Below are 22,011 nucleotides of genomic sequence, written 5' to 3'. Positions count from 1 at the left end.
ATACTAGACCAACTCAGAAAGGTGTAGGGTTAATGTATATCTAAAAGATAGCAAATCGTGGCAATTGACAAACAAAGAATTATAGAAAAGTATCCCTTACCCGTTTATAATTATCAGGTAACTATTAATGGGATTGAAATCATGTCTTTTTCAGAGATTTCGGGATTAGAAATTGATCATGACCATGTATTATACAGACACGGCTTTAGCTGGGCTGTAGGGGATCATTTGATTCGAGGTCAACGAAAACCGATTAATATCACCTTAAAAAGAGGGATCGTCAAACGTCGCAGTGATCTGTATGACTGGATCAAGTCTGGAGAAAAAAAAGATATCAGAATAGAACTATGTGATGAAGCTGGGATGGGCATCGTAATTTGGGAGGTTTCCCGAGCATTACCTTTCAAATTAGATGCACCATCATTCAGTGCAAGTGCGAGTGAAATCGCCTTTGAAAGTCTGAATTTGATAGCTCACGATTTAAGAATAAAACACAATTAAAGATTACACTATGTTAGATGTTTTAAAAGCAATCAATTTTGCAGACCGGGAACCCACATTATCACACAGATTTGGAGTGTTCTTTTTGGCAGGTGGGATAGTTCCCAATCCTATTGATCTTAGGTTTCAAAAAGTGAGTGGTATTAGCACAGATGTACAGTTAGAAACTATTAATGAAGGTGGAGAAAATTTACATATGCATCGCGCACCAAAAATGATGAATTATAACAATTTGGTGTTAGAAAGAGGATATGTTACAAGTGAGATTCCTTCTCCTTTAAATTTAGAATTCAATGCGACATTTTCATTATTTAAGTTTAATCCTTCCAATGTATTAGTTACTGTATTTAATGAAGAAGGTATTCCAATAGGAGGATGGATGTTTCTAAAAGCATATCCAGTAAAATGGTCCGTATCTGATCTGGATGCGCAATCCAATACCGTAGCTATTGACACTATGGAGTTAGCCTATACACGATTTCAAATTATAAGGATATAAAAGATGGCTGTTGAGATCAAAGAAATCGTTATTAGAGCCATAGTATCAGATACGGAGCAATCTAATACGGAAACATCCCAGGTTGCAGGAAAAGAACAGAACGCTTTGGTACAGGAATGTGTACAACAGGTATTAAAAATATTGAAAAAGAAAAACCTTAGATAGCTATGTCAGTATTGGATAAATTACGACCCTTTAAACTCCAAAAACTTAAAATTACCTCTTTTGATAATCAGGAAAGAACAGCGAATGGACTTGATTTTGAGGTGATGTATAACCCAGAATTAGTGCAGCAAAATTTTACTAATAAGTTTGCTAGAAACCCTAATAATCCTCTGAATAAGGAAGATGCTGAGTTTACCTACAGTGCATTATCTACCGTAAGAATGAAATTGATTTTTGATGGAACTAATGTACATCAATATGGAGCGGAAACTATAGCAAAACTAGCATTAGGAATCCAAAAAAGTGTAAAAGATCAAATAGATTATTTTTTGACAAACATTGTAAAAGTCAAAGGTAAACTTCATGAACCACCTTTTTTGGTATTGAGTTGGGGGAAAACAATAAACTTTAATTGTAGACTGGCTAGCTTAGATATTAATTATACCCTGTTTGATAGGAGCGGACATCCGTTACGTGCAGAGCTCAATATTTCTTTTGTAGAAGATGATGCAATTGATGAACAAAAGAAAAAATTAGGATTAGAATCTCCCGATTTAACACATTATCGAATGGTAAAAGCAGGTGATCAGTTACCATTAATGTGTCAGGATATATATGGTTCACCTATGTATTATCCATTAGTAGCACGGGTTAATAAACTTAAGAGTTTTAGGAATCTTACACCAGGACAAGAAATTTATTTTCCACCAATTGAAAAATAACATATGGCATCAACAGTAGTAACAAATACCATCAAAAGCAACGGAAGGGTTATTCCATTGGGGACGTATCAACTGATGTCTTTGGATACTAGTAAAGAGTTTAATAAAATACCCATGGCAGAACTGAAGTTGCATGATGGTTGTGTGGCGAAACAAAAGTTCGAAACACTGGATGGAGATGCTTTTTTACCAGGATCCCTGATAGAAATCTTTATGCGATATGAAGGAAAAAACACTACTGAAGAAAAGATTTTTGAAGGTATTGTTATTAATCAGGAAATAGAAAGATCTGAATATCAATCAGAACTAATCATAGAGCTTTGTGATCCTTGTGTTAAAATGACCAGTTTACGAAAAAATAGGGTCTATAAAGATCTTACAGACACTAAAATCATAAAAGATCTAATTAGCAAATACCAAGATCTAAAAGTAAACGAAATTGATGATACGTTGTATACACATCCGCAAATGGTACAATACTATGTGTCGGATTGGGACTTTATGATATCAAGAGCAGAAGCTAATGGGCAGCTAGTAGCAGTTGATAATGGGGAACTATCGGTAAAAACACCAAATATCAAAAATCCAGATCTTACCTTAACCTTTGGCATTGATTTGGCACATTTTGATTTAAAATTGAGTAGTCAAGGGCAATATGAGAAGATTCATACGTTTGGCTTAGATACCAAGAGCGAAGAATTGGCATTAAGTTTTCCTAAAAAAGCCGAAGAACAAACGTTAGGAAGCATAGGGTATGATGTACCGATGTTATCAGATACGGTGGGAGCTACAGAAGCACAATTGATTCATCCGGTGCCCGCAAATCCTTTTGAACTTCAATCCTGGTCGGATGCACAGTATATAAAATCCAGACTTTCTGCAGTACAGGGAACCATTAAAATTGATGGAAATGGAAAGCTTAAGGTAGGACAGACGATAAAAATTGAAAATGTAAGTCGATTTAACGGAAATCACATCATCACAGGTGTTCGTAATACATTCGTTATGGGCTCAGGATGGTATACCTATCTACAAATAGGTATGGATGCAAACTGGTTTAGCGCTCAATCAGATGTTATAGAAACACAAGCAGCCGGATTGCTTCCAGGTGTAAATGGTCTGCAGATTGGTACTGTTTTAGGTCATATCGAAGATGCAGATCATGGCTTCAGGCTTCAGGTACATATACCGGCGTTTCATCAAGAAGGAGAACCTACTGGGGTATTGGCGATGTTTACTTCGTTGGATGCGGGAGCAGATCATGGAATTTTCTTTCCGCCAGAAAAAGGAGATCGTGTGGTGATAGGTTTCTTAAATGATGATCCTAGACAAGCCATTGTATTGGGAGCAATGCATAGTAATAAAGTGCCTAATACAGTAAAGAAAAAAAATACGTACCAGGGAATTTTTACCAAGTCTAATTTTCAACTTCTCTTTGATAAAGAAAAAGAGACTGTAACCTTATCTACCGCAGATACAGACCATACAAATGAACAGACTATTTGTATCAACCAAAAAGAAAAGAAGATTAATATAGAAGATGCTCACGGAAATATAATAGAGTTAGGCAAAAATGGTGTCAAGTTGATGAGTGCTAAAGATTTCATGATAGATGCTAAGGGAGATCTTAGTATTAATGCTAAAGGGAAAATTAAAATAAAAGGGAAAAAGGTGGATTTAATATAAGTATACATATGGATAAAAATAATATACAACTCGAATTAACGGTCTCAGAAACCAATACAATACTTGCTGGACTTGGTCAACAGCCGTATATCAAGGTAGCAGGACTCATAGAGAAAATACAACAACAAGGAGCTTCACAATTAAAATCCTATGAGGATAATAGCCAGATGGCAAATAGTGAATCATCCAAAATGTCAGTAAAAGATGGACAATAAGTTTTTAGGAAACGGTTGGGCGTTCCCTCCTTCTTTTTCAGGAGGAGGTGCAGATGTTGGACTTACAACAGGAGAAGAAGATATCAAACAAAGTCTTCAGATTTTATTGTCTACTTCTTTAAATGAGCGGATGATGCATCCTGATTTTGGATGTGATCTTACTCAGTTTTTGTTTGAGGAAATGGATCAGCGATTTGCTACCGAATTGAGCAATATGGTATCCCGTGCACTATTATTACATGAACCAAGAATTCAGGTAAATGCAGTAGACGTCGCAGACATAGATCCGGAAAAAGGCATGGTGCAGATCGCTGTGGATTATATAGTCCGAACGACTAACAATCGATTTAATCTGGTATATCCCTTCTATGTTAATGAAGCAGCCACTGTGGCATTTGATCTTTAAAAAGAAATTACAAAACAAAAAAATGGATACAATAATTATAGATGGTGATCAGGTTAATTTTCTTCCTGTATTTGGGAGTGCCTTGGTAAGTGTACAACCAGGAAAAATGGTAGCTTCAGGAAAGGCAACCATTAAAGGAAAAAAAGTTTGTGTAGACGGTGATGAAGCAAAAGTAGAAGTGACCAATTGTTCATATGTAGCACCTCCTTTTATAGTTCCAGGTCAAGGAACTTTAATCATAAAAAAATTAGGTTCAGATCAATTAACAAAAAAAAGTAAAAGTGGTACTAAAAGTATTATTCTGAAAGGGAATATGTTTATAGCTGAGTTCAAAGTTACAACACAGGCAAAACAACCGCCTCCAACGAACGCACCAGACCCTGTGCCGATGTATCCCGGACAAGGAGAATTAATACCTACGAATACAAAAATACAAGCCACTTAAACCTAGTAAAGTAGTAGAAACAATGACTCATATTCAAAATTCAGATAATATACTCCTTAGAGACGGAACCAGTCAGCAGGATCGTAATACAGATGCGATTCGTCCAGATTATGTAGCGATAGAAGATCGTAGCATCGAAGAACTGATTACCGAAGCACAACGTATAGCCAAAGAACTTCAGTTTTTTGATACAGAAAACAGACCTACTACTACTTGGGAGTCTTTTTTAATTGACGATCCGCAAATATTTAACCAAAATTCTCCGGAAGAAAGAAGGATTCAACAAAAACGGTGGGCTGATCTATTAGCTGCATATGTAGAAAATCCTGAACGTTTTTATAACGATTCAGAAAAGAAAGCCAAACTATCCAAACCTCATGTAGCACTGTTTATGACTTTCTTAAAGTTATTAAATCATGTGAAATCCAAAATGAATGGACTTACAGGAAGACATCTTGATTTTTATTTTAGAGAACGTCTCGGATTGAGTATAAAAGGAGCAGTGCCAGATGTGGTCAATGTATTATTAGAGTTAGAAGAGAATACTGAATACTTAGAAGTAAACAAGGGAACTGTATTAGAGGCTGGAGAAGATGCTTCGGGTAATCAATTGCTGTACATCACTAATGAAGATACAGTAATTAGCAAGGCTCAAATCACACAGCTTAAAAATGTTTTTGTAACAAAAGAATTTCTTACCATCCAAAAGGTACATCAAGAACGCGATAAAACCAAGGATGCAGCGTTTATTGATATGATAGAAATGGCTCTGGGACACCCGAATCCTGGAGATGCTCTTCCGGATTTTCCAGGGAATCGGATTGCAGATATTTTTGAGCTGAATGAAGAAGTGAAACAAGGGGATTCAGCTGCGATTTCCTATGTAACCCAAGAGCTATTTTTAAAAAAAGATCATTTTGATCTTATTTTTCTAAAACATCAAGAAGAAAAAGAAGGGATCCTTACAGATTGGCAGCCTGTATATGAGCACTTGGAACAGGCTTATAAGAATAAAATCATACATCAAAGACAACAAAACCTTAGAGAATTACAGGATGTTGAAGGATTTGATGTAATGATGAGAAAAGTATACGGAAATCCAAATCCCGGAGATGCATTGCCCTTATATAATGGAGAAAAAACTTTGTTAGATCAGGTATTCGAAGATATACAGACTACAGATGAAGAAGCGTTAGAGTATGTAAAAGTAGAACTGCAATTAGAGAAGCCTGATTTTATACATATCATGCAAACCCAAGCAGATGCTAAGGCTCCCAAAGATGATAGGGATAAAGTATATCGTATTTTAGAATTCGCTGAGCGCCAGATGCGATCGGTCTCTATATTTCCGCCTAGCATAGAAAAGTTATCAGATATTTATGCCACAACGGATGCCAAAGAATTTGTTTTTAGCAAATACGATGAAGAAGCAGAAAGTAAGCGATTTAAGACTTTTGGTAATAGACAATCAGGTATATCGGATCATTCCCTAAAACCATCTGAGATTGGTTTTGCTATAAGTTCTCCTACCTTACTGCTCCAAGATGGTAAACGTACTATTGAGATACTACTAGATCTGGGACAAGAAAATCGTACGATAGAAAGCTTACAGTCGATTTTTGATAAAAACGATCCTTTTCAGACCTATCTTAGTAGTAATGAACAGTGGTTTACACCTAATAAAGTAACCTATTCCTTAGGGAATTATTTAGGGGAGACTTCAGAAATTGCTTTGGATATTAGAATAAATGACACTACGATTACTAGCATCGATAATCAAAGCTTTGATATCACAGATGTTGGTAAATTTATCGTAGATACCACTCAAAAAATATATAAAATTATAGGGATTAAGGATACTTCGATACTAGAGGTTCAAGAAGTAGGGTTGATTGACAAGAATGTCGAGAAAGCACAAAAATATGCACCAGATCAGGTGTATCTAAATTCCTTAAAAATTAAAATACAACTTCAGGATAATGATTCGCCAGTCACACCTTTTGGATCAGAATCTTCTTCTTTTGTAGCATCAGAGCATCCAACGTTGGTATGTACACTTCATCATTTTTTAGAAGAAAATAAAGGGGAAGAACGCTACCGAAGCGGCTATCAACATTTAATAAACCTTGGATTACAAAAAGCACATATCAAGGTAGATGTACAGGGAATGCAACAGAGTATTTTACAGAACGATCAAAATACCATTGATACCAAAAAACCTTTTGAGCCTTTTGGATTCCAACCAGAAATAGGAAGCAGTTTCTATATTGCAAATGACGAAATAGCTCAGAAAAGAATAAAAGACTTACATCTGGAGCTGGAATGGGTACAACAACCCAAATCTCTTACAGAATATTATAAGAATTACTGGTTAATACAGGCCAATCACACAGAAGAAGAACTTGCAGCACTTAGCGAAGAAGAGCTGTCTAAACTCATCGAACAACGATTAGCAACAAATGCTGCAATTATTGAAGATGACAGTGATTTTAAAGCAGATGTATTTTTTCATGATAGTAATGCAGAAGTGTTACTATCTACTATGATAGAAAATACTGAAGGAAATAAAGTATCAGAAGGTTTCCCTTTGTTTACAAAAGAAGGTGCCATTCCGATTACGGATATACCTTCTAGAATGAAAGAAACAAGTCCGGATTATGAATACAAAGAGCGTTTTGATATCGAGATGGATGAAGAGGAGGTAGTATCCTGGGATCGATATTTTAGAATAGAATTAACACCTGTAAATTTTCAGCATACCGCATATAATACTTTATTTACAAAGCAAGCATTATCCGGAAAAGAAGAAATAAAAAATCTACGGATTAATTTGCCATATCAGCCTAAGCTAAAAAAACTAGGAGTTTCTTATATAGCTTGTGCAGATATCACAGCAGATGTACAGTCTTCAAAAAGCACAAACAAGATCTGGCATATACATCCGTTTGGATATGACCTTATATCCCCAGGAAACAAGGCAAATCTAATACCTGTTTATACAGATGAAGGTTCGTTGTATCTGGGAATCGATCAATTGAAAGCGCCACAGATACTATCTATTTTGTTTCAGATGGCAGAAGGGAGTGCTGATCCCGATATTCAAAAACCTGAATTGCAGTGGAGTTATATTCGAAATAATGAATGGGTGGTTATAACACCTTCAGGAATTTTAGAAGATACAACAAATGGATTGGTAAATACAGGGATTGTAAAAATAAAAATACCTGCAGATGCAACTACCGGTGGCACCTTAATGCCTAACGATTTACATTGGATTAAAATATGTGTTTTTAAAGATATAAATGGTGTATCAGATACCATTGATATTAGAAGTCAGGTATTAAGTGCTACACTTTCTGGAATAGAAGTAGATCCTACACATTTCGAAAATCCCTTATCCATCGATACGATTACAGAAGTGCTTAATCCAATACGGGAGGTTGCCAAGATTACACAACCCTTTACCTCTAGCAAAGGAAAACCAGCCGAAAACGGAGATGCATTATACAAACGTGTTAGCGAACGGTTACGACATAAAAACAGGGCACTTACAATGTGGGATTATGAACATTTAATATTGAATCAGTTTCCTCAGATATACAAGACTAAATGTCTTCCGGCAAAAGATAGAACAGGAGGAGTAGATGTGATTGTGGTACCAGATATTAAAGGAAAATTACCCTTCGACCCCTTTGCTCCAAAGGTAGCGGCTGACACCCTGTTTCAGATTGAAAAATATGCACAAATGCATGCGCCTAGCTATGCAGATATAGTAGTAACAAACCCTTTGTACCTGCAAGTATCTACAGAGTGTATTGTGAAATTTTACGAAGGATACGATGAAGATTTTTATAAAGACAAGTTGATAGAAGAGATCAAACGCTTTATGTCACCATGGGCATATGGTGAAGATAGAGATATACAGATCGGAGGATCACTTCATGCCAGTGTGATCATCAATTTTATTGCAGAAAGACCCTATATCGATTATGTAGCCAATCTGAAGTTATTTCAGAGCGAAGATGGAGAGACGTTTACTGATGTAAGAAGTCTTCATGATGGAAAATCGATAGTCATCCCCTCTCAACCTGATATGATTATGGTGGCAGCACAGATACACGAAGTATATGTGGTCAATGAAGGTGGATTTGAAGAAGACAGTTTTGAAGGAATTAACTATATGGAAATCAACAAAGACTTTATAGTACGATAAAAGTTTGAAGTGGAGACAATAGAAATATGTAATGATCTACTTGATGCATTTTAAATCTGATTTTTCGGAATAATAATGGAGAAAAATTGTATCGAGGTCGATTTAAGGTTCATAGCATTGTTTGCATCTCGATAAAATTTTATCAACCGCTATTGCTAATGATAAAATCACTCAATGGGACGAAGAGAAATATTTTAAAAAAAGCCTAAAAGATTAAATCAAACCCAGTTAGCCAACTTTAGAGCAACTGTTCATAGATAAAAAAAGATAGAACAAAAAGAATATAATCGTATGGAAATCAATAAGAAAAATCGAACAGAACTTAAAGAATATTTTAAGATCAATGACAAACCGACACAAGAAGAGTTTGCCGATTTTATAGAAGCAGGACTCAACCAGGCAGAAGATGGTATTGCCAAAGTACAGGGCAATCCGCTATCAATACAGGCTGAGGGGGAACCCTTAGGCACCCAGGAGGTACTGGATGTTTACGAAAGCTTAACCGATGATAATCCACAATGGTCTTTCAATCTGAATCCCAGAGTAAATTCAGAAGAACCCAATAGCAATCAACCTGGATTTAATATCAAAGATATTACGGGTCAAAGTCGATTGTTTATCAAATCAGGAGAAGGTAATGTCGGTGTAGGAACCTTAGAACCCGCATCCAAACTTACGGTAGAAAGTAAAAATACATCCTCATTATTATCGGTCATTGATACTTCTAATGAACGGACTACCATTTTTGAAGTTTCGAAAAAGGAAGATGCTAGTTTCTTTCAAACAAAACTTGGTATCGGTACCAATGCACCAAAAGCTCCATTATCCATAACTGGAACAGGAAAAACATCGGTACCTGATGAGGCAATGCATATTACAAACAATTGTATTTTGTTTGGAGGGGGTAATGCGGGTCAATTTGAACATTCTGCTAAAATCGCTGCAAATGAGAACTTTGGTATGCGAATTTTTGGAATGTCTTCAGATCAAAAAGAGTCATCAAGAAGGCTTGAAATTTTTGCAGAAGGTGGAATGACTACACACGGTCATATCCATATCCCGCAACAGTATGTAGTTGCTTTTTCAGTTTCGCTTAGTACTAATATGAAAGGGACCAAAAACCCGCTTCAATTTAAGCAAGTTAACTATAACATGGGAGGTCACTTCAAAGATAATAGGCATTTCAGAGCCCCGATAAAAGGAATGTATCTGTTTACCATGTGCATGCGTCATAATACAGATGATGGCGATGTCGGATGGAAGCTGCGGTTAAATGATACTGGATTTGTTAATGGAGCAGGATCTACAGAAGAAGAACGACAAGAACGTTCTTGGTTGATTGCTAGAACGAAACTTCATATGAATTCCAGAACGGTACTTACATTGTTGCAGGCTGGAGATAAAGTACACGTAGAGCAGTTTGGATCTGGGGGTAATGACAATTATGCTTCCGGTTTTGAAGGCATCTTACTGCAAGCCGTGAAGTAAAAGTTTACCAAAAAACATACTATTATGACACCGTCAATAACAATACCTAGAGAAGTTCCACAAGATTCCGCATTGAGCTATGAATTCCTACGAGCTGAAGGGATGCAACTAATTCAAAAAATGGCAGGGGATACCTGGACAGATCATAATATCCACGATCCAGGGATTACCATCTTAGAACAAGTTTGCTATGCCATTACGGATTTGGCCTATCGAGTGGACTATGATATCCAGTATATCATAGGTAGTGATACCGAGAGTACCTATAAAAATCTCTATAGTCCGGCCACTATTTTAACCACAAATCCAGTGACTTTATTGGATATTCGCAAAGTGGTGATTGATGTCGATGGGGTTAAAAATGCCTGGATAGAAAAAGTAACCCAAAAAAGAATAAGCGGGATCTCGGTAGCGGATGGAGAGGAGAACAACACACCTAAAGGATTGTTTCGGGTTTTTATTGAAAAAGATGGGTTGTTTGATATTCCAGGGAGTACAATAATTAAGGATGTAAAAGAAAGGCTTTACGGATGTCGCACGATTTGCGAAGATTTCGAAGAAATAAAATTACTAGATACACAAGGTGTCCGATTACATGGAGTTATCGAAATTGCGGATACGGTAGATGATGTTAATGAGATGGTAGCTAATATTTTGTGTAGTGTGGGAACACATTTTTCACCTCGTATTCCTTTCTATACTTTGCAACAACAGCTAGAAAAAGGAAAAAGAACCGATGAAATTTTTGATGGGCCAAGACTGCTAAACGGTTTTATCGATGATCAGGATCTTATACAAAACTATCGAAAAGAAGAGATCCAAACTTCTGATGTGATTAAAGAAATTATGGATCAAACCGGAGTATTAGCTATTGACAAAATTGCATTGGGTACTGGAACCAATACAGTAAAAAATTGGTTGCTGCCACTAGATCCTTCCAAAACTCCAATTTTGGATATCGAACGCACGTTAGTAGAATTATCATTTACGTCCAAAGGGCTGGCAGTAAGCATCGATCCCGAAAGGATCAAAAAGAGATACAATCAAAAAAGAGTTGAGAGTGTTTCCAAAGCTGTATCAGGTAAAGAGTTGGATATGATCATGCCAGAAACACAGGCACAGCAACTAGAAAATTATGATTCGATACAAAACCAATTTCCCACGAATTACGGTATTGGTGAAATGGGACTTCCAGATTCGGCTTCTCCTGCAAGAAAAGCACATGCAAAGCAGCTTAGTGGGTATTTGCTGTTTTTTGAGCAAACATTGGCTAATTATTTTTCGCAATTAGCACATTTCAAAAAACTCATGAGTTTTGATGGAGAAGATACCAGAACCTATTTTAACCAGTCCCTGTTGGAATGCGTTCCCGGAGTATCAGAAGTGATTGGTAATAAAGAAAATTATGAAAGTTATCTAAGCGAAATAACAGCCGATACTACTACTACATTATTACGAAAAAATAAATTTTTGAATCATTTACTGGCACGATTTGCAGAGAAGTTTACAGCTTATGGTCTGGTCTTAAAAGATCTGACTAACGATACTTCCGCTATAGATAAAAAAATAATAAAGGATAAGGCTCGATTTTTAAAAGAATATCCTGTTGTCAGTGCATGTAAAGCCAAAGCGTATGATATGACTAAAGATTTTTGGGATACCAAAAATAGCTCTGGATTAGAAAAGCGAATTGCATTAAAAATAGGAATCGAGGACTATAGCCGTAGAAACATAGGAGATGGTAATACTGCTGGAATGCATATGGTAGAACATATTTTGTTACGACCTAGAAAAAGATATCCTTATTCATTTACCGCAAAGTATATTCCATTACAAATCGAAAGATTTGAAGTAGCCATCACAGAGGAATTTACACGATGCATCGTCGAAAATCATACCTTAGAACTTGGAGAAGAAATACGTATCACTGGTAATGCACAATTCGAAGGGGTTTATACTGTGTTAGCGATCGGAGATGATTTTTTTGAAATCAAGGCTCCTTTTCAAGAGTCAGAAACTGGAGGTTTATTTCAGCGTACACCCGATATTCGGTACTATCTACAATCTACATGTATTAATAGTATTGAAACGTCTTCTACAGCATCAGATCACATATTTTGCAAAACAGGAATACATTGGTTACGAGTAGGAGATGAGATAGAAATTACCAGAACCAAAAATTATAATGGGGTACATAAAGTAGTTTCAATATTGGAAGATGGGTTCGAAATCGCAGAGCCTTTTATAGAAGAGGAGAAAGTAGGTCGATGGATGCATACAACCGCTCCAAAAGATCCGTATTCTTTACAACTAACTTTCGCAATGCCAGCGTGGATAGAACAATATCAAGATGAAGATTTTAAGAAATTCATTGCATTAACGATACGTGAGGAGACCCCGGTACATATCAAGACCAATATCCAATGGTTGGATCAAGAAGAAATGCAACGATTTGACCATGCCCATCATCGTTTTCTAGAAGAAATCAACAATGGATAAGTAGTACTATGACACAGCAAAAACATATTATTAATAAACAGATTCTAGAAATTCACTTGCCTTCTACTGCAGATACTTTTGCTGTACAGCAAGAACTAAGTGCGCTGTGTCGGCATCAGTTAACAACGGTTATGGATCGTATATTTGGGAATACTACTAATAATATGGGTGATCAACCGTTGCAGATTGATCGACTTACATTAGATTTAGGAAAGGTATCTGTAAAAGATTTCGCGACTGTTTTTGAGGAAGAATTACAAAAAAAACTTCAAGAAGCATTCACTGGATATCAGCAATCTGATGAAGTGGAACAAAAAGATGAGGTCAGTCAACTCAAAGAAAAAACACCTATTAGAACAGTAGCATATTATCTGAAAACCGGGATATTGCCGTGGTGGGCAAAGGACACAACCAAAGCATATGTTTTGGAGCAATTAGAAGAATTGTTGCAAAAGCCGAACACCACTTTCATCACCTTGCTAAAACAATTGAGATGGAGTACCCAGCAGCTAGAACGTTTTGTATATATAAGTACGGCGACACAATTGCTTCAATCTTTTCAGTTGATTTCGGAGATTCCTGTACAAGAAATAGTGTCTGCTTTAGAAAAATTTCAACATAGAATTCACAAAAAATACGGCATCACATCGCAAAAGATACAGGCTACTTTTTGGAAAACAGCGTTTCAGAAGTTTGATACAACCAAAGACTATAAGTCGTTTGAACAAGAGTGTTTCCAAGCTACGTTGGTATCATTAGGAATAGATTATCAAGGAAGTAGCAAAAAATATCAAGCACAGGATGTCTATGAGATCAAATCTTTAGTAGCTAGCTATAAAACTAGGCAAGCTAAGAATATCGTATGGCAAGAATTTTTTAGACAACTATCAACCATCATAAACAATCCTTTTTTCGATCAGTTGCCTGTTAATACGTTGAAACAATGCATACAACTGCTAAAAGATATAAGTGACACGCAAGAGCAAACGGTAGATGTCAATAGTGTATTAAGACCCTTGGCAACCTATATCCAGGGAATACAAAAAGAATTGCAAGAAATAGCATCAAAACCGACATTAATGGAGATAGAACAGTTGTCCTCTCCTTTTGAAGACACTGATTTTATTCCCATAAAAAATGCAGGGCTAGTACTCTTTTGGCCATTTTTAGAACGCTTTTTTGAGAACTTGGAGTTGATCAAAGATAAAACCTTTATCAATGAAACGGCTCGTCATATTGCCATATGTGCATTACAGTATTTATGTGAAGAAGATGATCAGGAACTGTTTGAAGGAGCATTACCATTAAACAAATTGTTATGTGGTATCACAATAGAAGAAGTAATATCCCCAATCAGACTATCGGATGAAGAAACAACAATTGCAGAAGGATTGCTAACCGCGGTGATAGGACAAGGTCCGCATTGGAAAAACTTATCCATAGATGGATTTAGAACTTCTTATCTATGTCGCCCGGGGTCCTTACGCACCAGAGATGGACATTGGTTATTGCAAGTACAACGAGAAACTCATGATATTACTTTAGAAAAATTGCCTTGGGGTTTTCATACCGTAAAGCTTCCCTGGATGCAAGATATTATTGTAGTAGAATGGTTATAAATAAAATGTATAAAAAATAAATGTCACACTGAGCCTGTCTAAGTGCTATCAAAGTATAATTAAGATATGTGTTTAAACAGGTCTTCGACAAGCTCAGACTGACATCAAAAATAAGTTTTCGATTCAGCTCGTATTCAGAGAGAATAAAAGGTTCAAGAGTTGACCAAGAGAACATATAAAAATAAATAGTTGCACTATGAAAAAACAAATGGTCATCGATGAAAACAATGGTATAAAGAAGTCAACTGATAGGCATATTAGTGATCATAATGCTGAGGTATTAGTAGCAGAACTTTCATGGCTAAGCCTAGTGCTTCAAACTCGTTTGGAACTACATTTTCAGCAAGAAACCCCATATACGTCTATAGAGGAATTAGTGCCGCCAAACCTATCAGGCAAAGAAGGAAGCTACGCTCATTTTATTATACAACAACACAAACTCAAGGTTGCAGAACGATTGTTACTGATTCTGGCATTGGTTCCTCATATTAAACCAGAAGTTCTGGACATATTACTGACAAAAAACAAAGACTATGACCGCCGATATAGTGAATTCGGAGGATTATTGTTAGAAGGACATTTAGGCTTGATTCCTACAGCAGAAACTGCAATGTTCTTACTAGCTGGAGATGATCTTAACAAGCGTTTACAATATCATACTTTGATTACGCAGGATTTTTTACCAATACGACAAGGGATGATCAACGTATCCAGAACCAAAGGGAATAACCCGTTACTGAGTAGTATCTGGATGATTGCTAACGAATATGTAGCCAATATATTAACTGGCACACCCTATCAAGCAATGTATAGCCCTGATTTTCCTGCGCAACAGTTGCATACGAAGTTATCGTGGCAGGATCTCATCGTCTCTAGATCCACAGCCCGTAGCTTACAGGAAATCAGGGATTGGGTGACTCATGGGCAAACTGTTTTAGAAGCATTAGAATTGGGCAAGAGACTAAAACCGGGGTATAAAAGTCTGTTCTTTGGCCCGCCGGGGACCGGTAAAAGTATGGCTGCTGCTTTACTAGGGAAAAGTACTGGTAGACAAGTCTATAAAATTGACCTGAGCATGACGGTCTCTAAATACATTGGCGAAACCGAGAAAAACCTAGCGAAGGTATTTGATCAGGCACAACAACACGATTGGATCTTATTTTTTGATGAGGCAGATTCTTTGTTTGGGCAACGTACCCAAGTAAGTAGTGCCAATGATCGATATGGAAACCAGGAGATTGGATATTTATTACAACGCATCGAGGATTTCCCCGGAGTAGTGATCCTCGCAAGTAATCTAAAGGATAATATAGATGATGCTTTTACCCGGAGATTTCAATCGATGATAGAGTTTATGATGCCAGGCGTAGAAGAACGCTATCAACTTTGGAAACAATCCTTTGCTGTGAAATTACCACTGGATGAAGAAGCTGATCTATGGCAGATAGCCGAGAATTATGGTATTTCTGGTGGATTAATGATGAATGTAGTGCGCAAATGTACGCTACAAGCCGTAACTAATAACGAAAAAACGATCACTCAACAAAGTCTGGAAACGGCTATACGAAAGGAATTACAGAAGGAAGGGATTATTTTAAACTAAACGATACGATACTATATAAGAAACATAAATATTTTAATAGATGGTGGGAAAATAAGGGGGAATTATCCCGGTATTGATTATGAAATATGCAGAGGAATACTTGATGAAAAAAGTATCGGGATCCACCATCGCATACCAATCTGATTGTCACCCTGAGCTTGTTGAAGGGGTTTTTAAAATATAGTTTGCTTCGAAAGGCTCAGCATGACAAAGTAGTATAATACTAGTATTCAAGTTTAAAAACGAAAAAACATGAAAATACAAGCAGATAAAACACAAGAACTTCAAAATCCGATTACCCCAAGTGTTGCTAGTGAGCCTAGTACCAGAGGCACGGCCCAACTTATGGATAACCGTGCCTCTACTATCGATCAGCGTAAGTTACAAGGTGTAATAAATAGTTCTATGAGTAACACAAATCCAGTACAGCGAAAAGCCAATAAAACAGGACTACCAGATCATCTAAAATCTGGTATCGAAAACCTCTCTGGCTACAGTATGGATGATGTAAAAGTACATTATAACTCCAGTAAACCTGCCCAACTACAAGCTCATGCCTATGCTCAGGGCACGGACATTCACTTAGCACCTGGACAACAACAACATTTACCGCATGAAGCCTGGCACGTAGTACAGCAGAAACAAGGAAGAGTAAAGCCCACAAGACAGCTAAAAAGTAAAGTGAACATTAATGATGATGCCAGCCTGGAGAAAGAGGCTGATGTGATGGGGGAAAAGGCATTACAATTAAAGAATCGAGAGAAAATAGTACAACAACGGTTGCTACAACATCAAATGAATACTACTACGTTTATACAGTTAAAAGCATTAGATAAAAACATAGATCCCGGTAAATTAAATATCGTAGGAGAAAATCATAATGTCTCAGACAAAAGAACACGAAGAGTAGAGCAAATTTATGTAAATGAGAAGTTTAATACCAGGATGTCTTATTGGACAGAAGATGAATTACATCATGATATTGATTCCTTAGATAATGTAGATCGTTCTTTTTATGGAGATTCACGAGTATTACGATTTCTTGATAGACTATGTTTTTTATTAGTGATGATTGGAGGCTATAGAAAAGCAAAAAAAACTAAAGATATATTAGAATTATTTCATGGAATAAAAAATGAAATGAGAAGTCTTGAACTTAAAAAGATAGGAGTTGTTGAGTATGAACATCCGGAAACTATTGATAATGAGGGATTATTGGAGTTTCATAATTTTTTAAAAGCCGAAGATAACAAACAGCTGTTTACAGAGATCAAGGATATGGATCAGGGACCGTTGTTTGAGGAAAAACTTAATGAAGTGACAGACATAATAGAAAACTTAGTAAACAAGTATTTAGGACCTAATATTGATAGAAGAAATCCGTTAACTGCAGCATATTTATATAAAAACAGGAAAAAATATCAAAAGAGGCCCAATTCTTACAGTACAAGAAGAGGATATCATATGCAACGATTTGCACACCAATTTGGACTAGAACATCCTGGGATATGGAAAATAGGAAATGCACATATACAGCAAATTAGTGATTATGAGGATTCTTTAGAAGATTTTGAGCGGGAGAATTACACATTGATAAACAAAAAAACGTTCGATTATCCATTTACTATGCCAGGTATTATTACTAATGGTATTTACAATTTTGGAAAAAGAATTAAAAAAGGTAAAGATTAATCATTGTACCTAACAATCCGATAGCGAGGATTTATAATCTGGGTTACATATACCAGTTAACTTTTAATCCCGGATACGACTAGTCTGTGACTAGTGGTGTTAACAATGGGAAGAAAAGAATATAAACCGGATCGATCAGATTTGTAATCTGTATATCATATATCGTTCCACTTTTAGTTTAATAAAATGAAAGCACCGCTAGAAAATATCCAAGAATCACAAAAGAATACCGTACAGAGAGTACAGCAAGAACCTAGAACAGACAAAGGTGGTGAAGCTACTATAGTAGATAATCGTCCGGCTATAGCAATACAACGAAAATTAAGATCTGCAATGGGTAGTGCTGAGGATACCACTAATCCCATCCAATACAAAAACAAAACCGGCTTACCCAACAAACTCAAATCTGGTATCGAAAACCTCTCAGGTTATAGTATGGATGATGTAAAGGTACATTACAACTCTAGCAAACCGGCACAGCTACACGCACATGCCTATGCACAAGGCACAGATATTCATTTGGCTCCAGGTCAGCAAAAACATTTACCGCATGAGGCTTGGCATGTAGTACAGCAAAAACAGGGTAGAGTACAACCAACCAGACAGTTAAAAAGTAAAGTAAATATTAATGACGATGCTGGTTTAGAGAGAGAAGCAGATGTTATGGGAGCAAGGGCACAAGGTTTAACTAACTTTCGAGGAGAATCAAGTCCAAATCAAAATTATGAAGAAGGTAGGATGACACCCACTAGACAATTAAAAAATAAAGTGAATAGCAATTACAAAGTCGGGTTTGATAAAAATCTAAATTCTTTATTAGCAATACAACGTGTAATAAAAACAGTTTCTGACTTTAAAAAATACAATGATGTGATGGACATGACAGTAACTCAACTGCTGGCATACGCCAATAAACAGGCAGATTGGCATAGAGGTGTTAAAGATCAAAAGGAACGATTTCCTATTATATCACTATTGAGTTTTCTCCGAAACAATCATGGTGTCGATGGTGCGTGTGGGGATTTTAAGTTATTAGACCTATGGACGAAGATCAAAAACACAGATGGTTCAGATACAATTGATCCAAACAAAAGTGCAGAGATCATGGCATATACAAGAGGTGTTCAGAAGAAAAGTGCTCATTGCGAAAAGCAGACTGACATAGATATAGCATTGGATTTTGGGAAAAATATACTCAAACTTGAAAAAAAATTGTCACCAAACCTTCTCGCTCATATTTTTACTGATGAGATGTTTGGTCATCTTTACAAATTTAATGGTGTCAATCGTGTAGAAGACTTCATAACATATTATGATACTTGTAAACCTCACCTTGCGGCTAAAAATGGAAGAGAGATTTGGGCATATTTAAGTCTTAAAATCAATGATGGTGTTGATCCAGTTATATATAATGATACAGTTATAAAGGGGCCAATCAGGAATTATCACCGGTTTGAAAAAAATGCGCTGGATAAATTAAAAGAAAACTTCGAAAACACTAGCAAGGAGAAACCCCTGACACTTATACTACATTCCCAGTTGGATCACAATGGAGCTTTTTTTCGCGATAGCAAACTCACAAAATTGATAACTAATTCTGAGCTATATGTTTTAATGATTGAGGGTGAAGAAAACTTAGCAAGTGCGAAAACAAAAATGAATGCATTTTTGGGAACACATGCAAAAGATGGTGTGATTGACCAAGTGATGATTGCTGGGCATGGAAATGCACGCTCAATCGAGGTAACTGGAATGACTAATGATTATAAGGAAAATACGGTAGAAGGGATAAATCTCATAAACAGCTCTGAATTTCTTGATGATATCCTTGAAAAACTTGTCAAAAAAACTGGAAAGGATAAGGCTGTTGTGGTTTTCAATGCATGCCTAACGAACTCTAATAGTGTAGATATAAGTAAAATTAATCTGACCAATGAGGTAGTTAATGATGCTGCTGAAATTAGAAAATACATTACAGAAAATCCTAGCCTGGCGACTTATGTCACCAAATGGGCTGCTGGTAAAGGTATAGAGATAGAATCTGTTGGTTCAAGTGCTTCAACCACGTCTGGGGGAGATTTTTTTGATAGTGAAAATCGATTGACGTTAGAGGACGATAAAGATCCTAAGTTCATCGCTCCAAAACTGGAGTATGTCAAAGAAGGTATTGAACCCACTGGAGCTTTACGAGCCGCACTTGAGACTTGGGCAGATGTTGGGGGAACCGGACCAGCCTTAGCAGCGATAAAAAATAGAGCAGATAAAGGAAATGATTCTAAATGGCCCGAACAGTTGATTCGTTCTTTATTTGCAAGAATTGATGATAAATATAAGAGTTCTGCATTAGGTATTGCTCGCCTTGTCAATATTGCAGAGGCGCTGTCTGAATTTACATCCGAGTCCGGAGCTCAATATAAATATCTTCATCAACATAAGCTACATACAGAAGAATACAAAGATGATGCCTTATATACAATTAATAAGATGAGTACAACTGATGAATACAAATCTGAAGACTACATTCCATTGGGCTTATTCCAGCTACAGATAAAGCATGGTATTGATAAGAAGAAGGACTTATTGGAGCAATTAGGTAAATTCAATTACCGAATGGTCAAAAAATATAATTTCTTAGCAATAAGTGAGTTGGATCTTGATAATCTCATTCCAGATACTGAAGCAAAAGACCCATCGCATGGGCAATTATTACTAGCTATATGGGCTATGGCTAAGAAAGAAGAACGAGGTAAAGCTTTTTTAAACAAGCATCTTGATGATTTAGAAAAATTTCCTGAGAAAGATAAAATTGATGACATTTTGGGCGGATATGCGAGCGAAAACAGGATTCTTATCTTTATTGGAAAAATGAATGATTCTAGTCCTGGAGAAAAGAGAGCTAATGTTCAAGTAGATGGGGAAACCACAAATACAATATATGTGACACCTATGACCCGCAAAGGTGAGATCAATGAATCTTCAACCTTTATCAGAAAAGAACCTGATGAATTTGCAGAATTGCAGTACTTTATGAGTAAGGGAAATAAGGTTTATATCTTTGGAGGGATAGGAGATTGGTATGCTATAGAGTATGGTTTTAACAGTATATCAACTACAAGAAAGACTGGTTTTGTAAAGAAAGATCGTGTAGATATAACATAAGAATTAATTTATTATTAAGTGTATGACAAAGTATCTGAAATTATCTAGAATAATTGTTATAAATAATACCTAATATGATTATAAATTTTAAACATGTTACAGATATCCCCAGCCCAGGATTAGGCGCTAAGTTGGCATTTGATGGCAACCGGTTAGCTCTTGCTAGAGGTTCAGTACTCAAAATCGGGAATCTGGATGGTTTTTTTGATTCATACCGATTCCCGGGATATCAATTGCAAGAAGTAAGATTTACACAGAAAGATGATTGCGTTCTAGTTAGTCCATATATTGCAGAGATAGACACAAAATCACTGCGTCCAGACAATATGTTAATAGAACTGAAGGAAAAATTATACAAAGGTTTTCAAGGAACAGTAGAGGTCACCGTAGCTACACATTCTCCCAAAGCCATATATGTAGCTTTGGGACTTCAATGTAGACCACCAAAAGGTATGAAACGAGATGAGGAGGCTACCGAAATATCTAATTATTCCTCATGTGTTGTGCTAATTGAAGCACAAACGGGTAAATTGATATCTAAAATAGATGAATCACATTTTCCTTACTCGGCGATCGCAATTAGTGATACACATCTTGCAGTAGCATCTATTGAAGGAAGTTTCTTATTAGATATTTCATCGGGTGACCAATTAGTGAATTTTGTTGGGAAATCAAAAATTTTCAAACGATTACAATTTTCAGAAGATGGATGCTTCTTGGTATGTGGTGGCCTGGATGGACAAATAATGGTATGGGATATTTTGGCAAAGAAACAAAAAGCCATTTTTAGTACACATGAAGGCGAGGTAACGGGACTTAGTTTTCACCCAACGTTGAATGTATTGCTCACTTGTGGTAATGATTCACACTGCCGTGTATGGGATCTTGATAATACGTCCAATTGTTTAGCAGAATTAAAGTTATCCGGCCCTGTATCTGAGATTGCACTCTCGTCCTCTGGAGATAGTGTCGCCTTGGTGACAGGATCGTTCGGTAACACTATTGAAATTCATAAAATCCAAGTAAGGATATAATATAAATGGCTAGTCTGTCTTGTCTTGAAATAGGTTTGCCCTCGCTCCCGATAGCATCTTCTGCT

General features: G+C 36.5%; 16 protein-coding genes. All 16 read left to right on the top strand.

Annotation, left to right across the window (positions count from 1 at the left end; all coding sequences use genetic code 11):
- Positions 1-57: 57 nt before the first annotated feature.
- The 16 genes from PQF96_RS03880 (at position 58) to PQF96_RS03805 (ending at position 21,946) form a co-directional block, all read left to right on the top strand.
- A complete protein-coding gene (locus tag PQF96_RS03880) occupies positions 58-501 on the top strand; it encodes a phage tail protein (protein WP_271765144.1) in 444 nt (147 codons plus the stop codon).
- A gap of 10 nt (positions 502-511) precedes the next feature.
- A complete protein-coding gene (locus PQF96_RS03875) occupies positions 512-1,000 on the top strand; it encodes a phage tail protein (protein ID WP_109438879.1) in 489 nt (162 codons plus the stop codon).
- 3 nt (positions 1,001-1,003) lie between these two features.
- Entirely contained in the window at positions 1,004-1,165 is a 162-nt protein-coding gene (locus PQF96_RS03870; RefSeq protein WP_271765143.1) for a DUF5908 family protein, read from the top strand.
- Positions 1,166-1,167: 2 nt separating this feature from the next.
- Positions 1,168-1,887, top strand: a complete 720-nt coding sequence (locus tag PQF96_RS03865; RefSeq protein WP_271765142.1) for a CIS tube protein — start codon at positions 1,168-1,170, stop codon at positions 1,885-1,887.
- A gap of 3 nt (positions 1,888-1,890) precedes the next feature.
- A complete protein-coding gene (locus tag PQF96_RS03860; RefSeq protein ID WP_271765141.1) occupies positions 1,891-3,573 on the top strand; it encodes a phage baseplate assembly protein V in 1,683 nt (560 codons plus the stop codon).
- Positions 3,574-3,581: 8 nt separating this feature from the next.
- A complete protein-coding gene (locus tag PQF96_RS03855) occupies positions 3,582-3,788 on the top strand; it encodes a hypothetical protein (RefSeq protein WP_109438876.1) in 207 nt (68 codons plus the stop codon).
- Entirely contained in the window at positions 3,778-4,194 is a 417-nt protein-coding gene (locus tag PQF96_RS03850; protein WP_271765140.1) for a GPW/gp25 family protein, read from the top strand. The genes PQF96_RS03855 and PQF96_RS03850 overlap by 11 nt, the downstream gene beginning before the upstream one ends.
- 22 nt (positions 4,195-4,216) lie before the next feature.
- Complete coding sequence (locus tag PQF96_RS03845; protein WP_271765139.1) at positions 4,217-4,639, top strand: hypothetical protein; 423 nt, start codon at positions 4,217-4,219, stop codon at positions 4,637-4,639.
- A gap of 22 nt (positions 4,640-4,661) precedes the next feature.
- Positions 4,662-8,852: a baseplate J/gp47 family protein gene (locus PQF96_RS03840; RefSeq protein ID WP_271765138.1), complete on the top strand. Its 4,191-nt coding sequence runs from the start codon at positions 4,662-4,664 to the stop codon at positions 8,850-8,852.
- 291 nt (positions 8,853-9,143) lie between these two features.
- Positions 9,144-10,340, top strand: coding sequence for a C1q-like domain-containing protein (locus tag PQF96_RS03835; RefSeq protein WP_271765137.1), 1,197 nt, complete (start codon positions 9,144-9,146; stop codon positions 10,338-10,340).
- Positions 10,341-10,364: 24 nt separating this feature from the next.
- Positions 10,365-12,839: a hypothetical protein gene (locus PQF96_RS03830; protein WP_271765136.1), complete on the top strand. Its 2,475-nt coding sequence runs from the start codon at positions 10,365-10,367 to the stop codon at positions 12,837-12,839.
- A gap of 8 nt (positions 12,840-12,847) precedes the next feature.
- Entirely contained in the window at positions 12,848-14,458 is a 1,611-nt protein-coding gene (locus PQF96_RS03825) for a contractile injection system tape measure protein (protein WP_271765135.1), read from the top strand.
- Positions 14,459-14,654: 196 nt separating this feature from the next.
- Positions 14,655-16,061: an ATP-binding protein gene (locus PQF96_RS03820; protein WP_271765134.1), complete on the top strand. Its 1,407-nt coding sequence runs from the start codon at positions 14,655-14,657 to the stop codon at positions 16,059-16,061.
- A gap of 252 nt (positions 16,062-16,313) precedes the next feature.
- Positions 16,314-17,753: an eCIS core domain-containing protein gene (locus PQF96_RS03815; RefSeq protein WP_271765133.1), complete on the top strand. Its 1,440-nt coding sequence runs from the start codon at positions 16,314-16,316 to the stop codon at positions 17,751-17,753.
- Positions 17,754-17,939: 186 nt separating this feature from the next.
- Positions 17,940-20,912, top strand: coding sequence for an eCIS core domain-containing protein (locus tag PQF96_RS03810; protein ID WP_271765132.1), 2,973 nt, complete (start codon positions 17,940-17,942; stop codon positions 20,910-20,912).
- A gap of 74 nt (positions 20,913-20,986) precedes the next feature.
- Positions 20,987-21,946 (top strand): WD40 repeat domain-containing protein, encoded by a 960-nt coding sequence (locus PQF96_RS03805; RefSeq protein ID WP_271765131.1) that lies wholly within the window; start codon positions 20,987-20,989, stop codon positions 21,944-21,946.
- Positions 21,947-22,011 lie beyond the last annotated feature (65 nt).

This window comes from Aquimarina algiphila, assembly GCF_947494415.1.
Lineage (GTDB): Bacteria > Bacteroidota > Bacteroidia > Flavobacteriales > Flavobacteriaceae > Aquimarina > Aquimarina algiphila.
The sequence above is the reverse complement of the archived record's forward strand: the minus strand, read 5'-3'. Positions and strand labels throughout refer to the sequence as shown.

What these genes read in the sequence shown, in the direction of transcription:
- PQF96_RS03875 (WP_109438879.1), top strand. Translation starts at nt 512, where the DNA reads ATGTTAGATGTTTTAAAAGCAATCAATTTTGCAGACCGGGAACCCACA.
- PQF96_RS03870 (WP_271765143.1), top strand. Translation starts at nt 1,004, where the DNA reads ATGGCTGTTGAGATCAAAGAAATCGTTATTAGAGCCATAGTATCAGAT.
- PQF96_RS03865 (WP_271765142.1), top strand. Translation starts at nt 1,168, where the DNA reads ATGTCAGTATTGGATAAATTACGACCCTTTAAACTCCAAAAACTTAAA.
- PQF96_RS03860 (WP_271765141.1), top strand. Translation starts at nt 1,891, where the DNA reads ATGGCATCAACAGTAGTAACAAATACCATCAAAAGCAACGGAAGGGTT.
- PQF96_RS03855 (WP_109438876.1), top strand. Translation starts at nt 3,582, where the DNA reads ATGGATAAAAATAATATACAACTCGAATTAACGGTCTCAGAAACCAAT.
- PQF96_RS03850 (WP_271765140.1), top strand. Translation starts at nt 3,778, where the DNA reads ATGGACAATAAGTTTTTAGGAAACGGTTGGGCGTTCCCTCCTTCTTTT.
- PQF96_RS03845 (WP_271765139.1), top strand. Translation starts at nt 4,217, where the DNA reads ATGGATACAATAATTATAGATGGTGATCAGGTTAATTTTCTTCCTGTA.
- PQF96_RS03840 (WP_271765138.1), top strand. Translation starts at nt 4,662, where the DNA reads ATGACTCATATTCAAAATTCAGATAATATACTCCTTAGAGACGGAACC.
- PQF96_RS03835 (WP_271765137.1), top strand. Translation starts at nt 9,144, where the DNA reads ATGGAAATCAATAAGAAAAATCGAACAGAACTTAAAGAATATTTTAAG.
- PQF96_RS03830 (WP_271765136.1), top strand. Translation starts at nt 10,365, where the DNA reads ATGACACCGTCAATAACAATACCTAGAGAAGTTCCACAAGATTCCGCA.
- PQF96_RS03825 (WP_271765135.1), top strand. Translation starts at nt 12,848, where the DNA reads ATGACACAGCAAAAACATATTATTAATAAACAGATTCTAGAAATTCAC.
- PQF96_RS03820 (WP_271765134.1), top strand. Translation starts at nt 14,655, where the DNA reads ATGAAAAAACAAATGGTCATCGATGAAAACAATGGTATAAAGAAGTCA.
- PQF96_RS03815 (WP_271765133.1), top strand. Translation starts at nt 16,314, where the DNA reads ATGAAAATACAAGCAGATAAAACACAAGAACTTCAAAATCCGATTACC.
- PQF96_RS03810 (WP_271765132.1), top strand. Translation starts at nt 17,940, where the DNA reads ATGAAAGCACCGCTAGAAAATATCCAAGAATCACAAAAGAATACCGTA.
- PQF96_RS03805 (WP_271765131.1), top strand. Translation starts at nt 20,987, where the DNA reads ATGATTATAAATTTTAAACATGTTACAGATATCCCCAGCCCAGGATTA.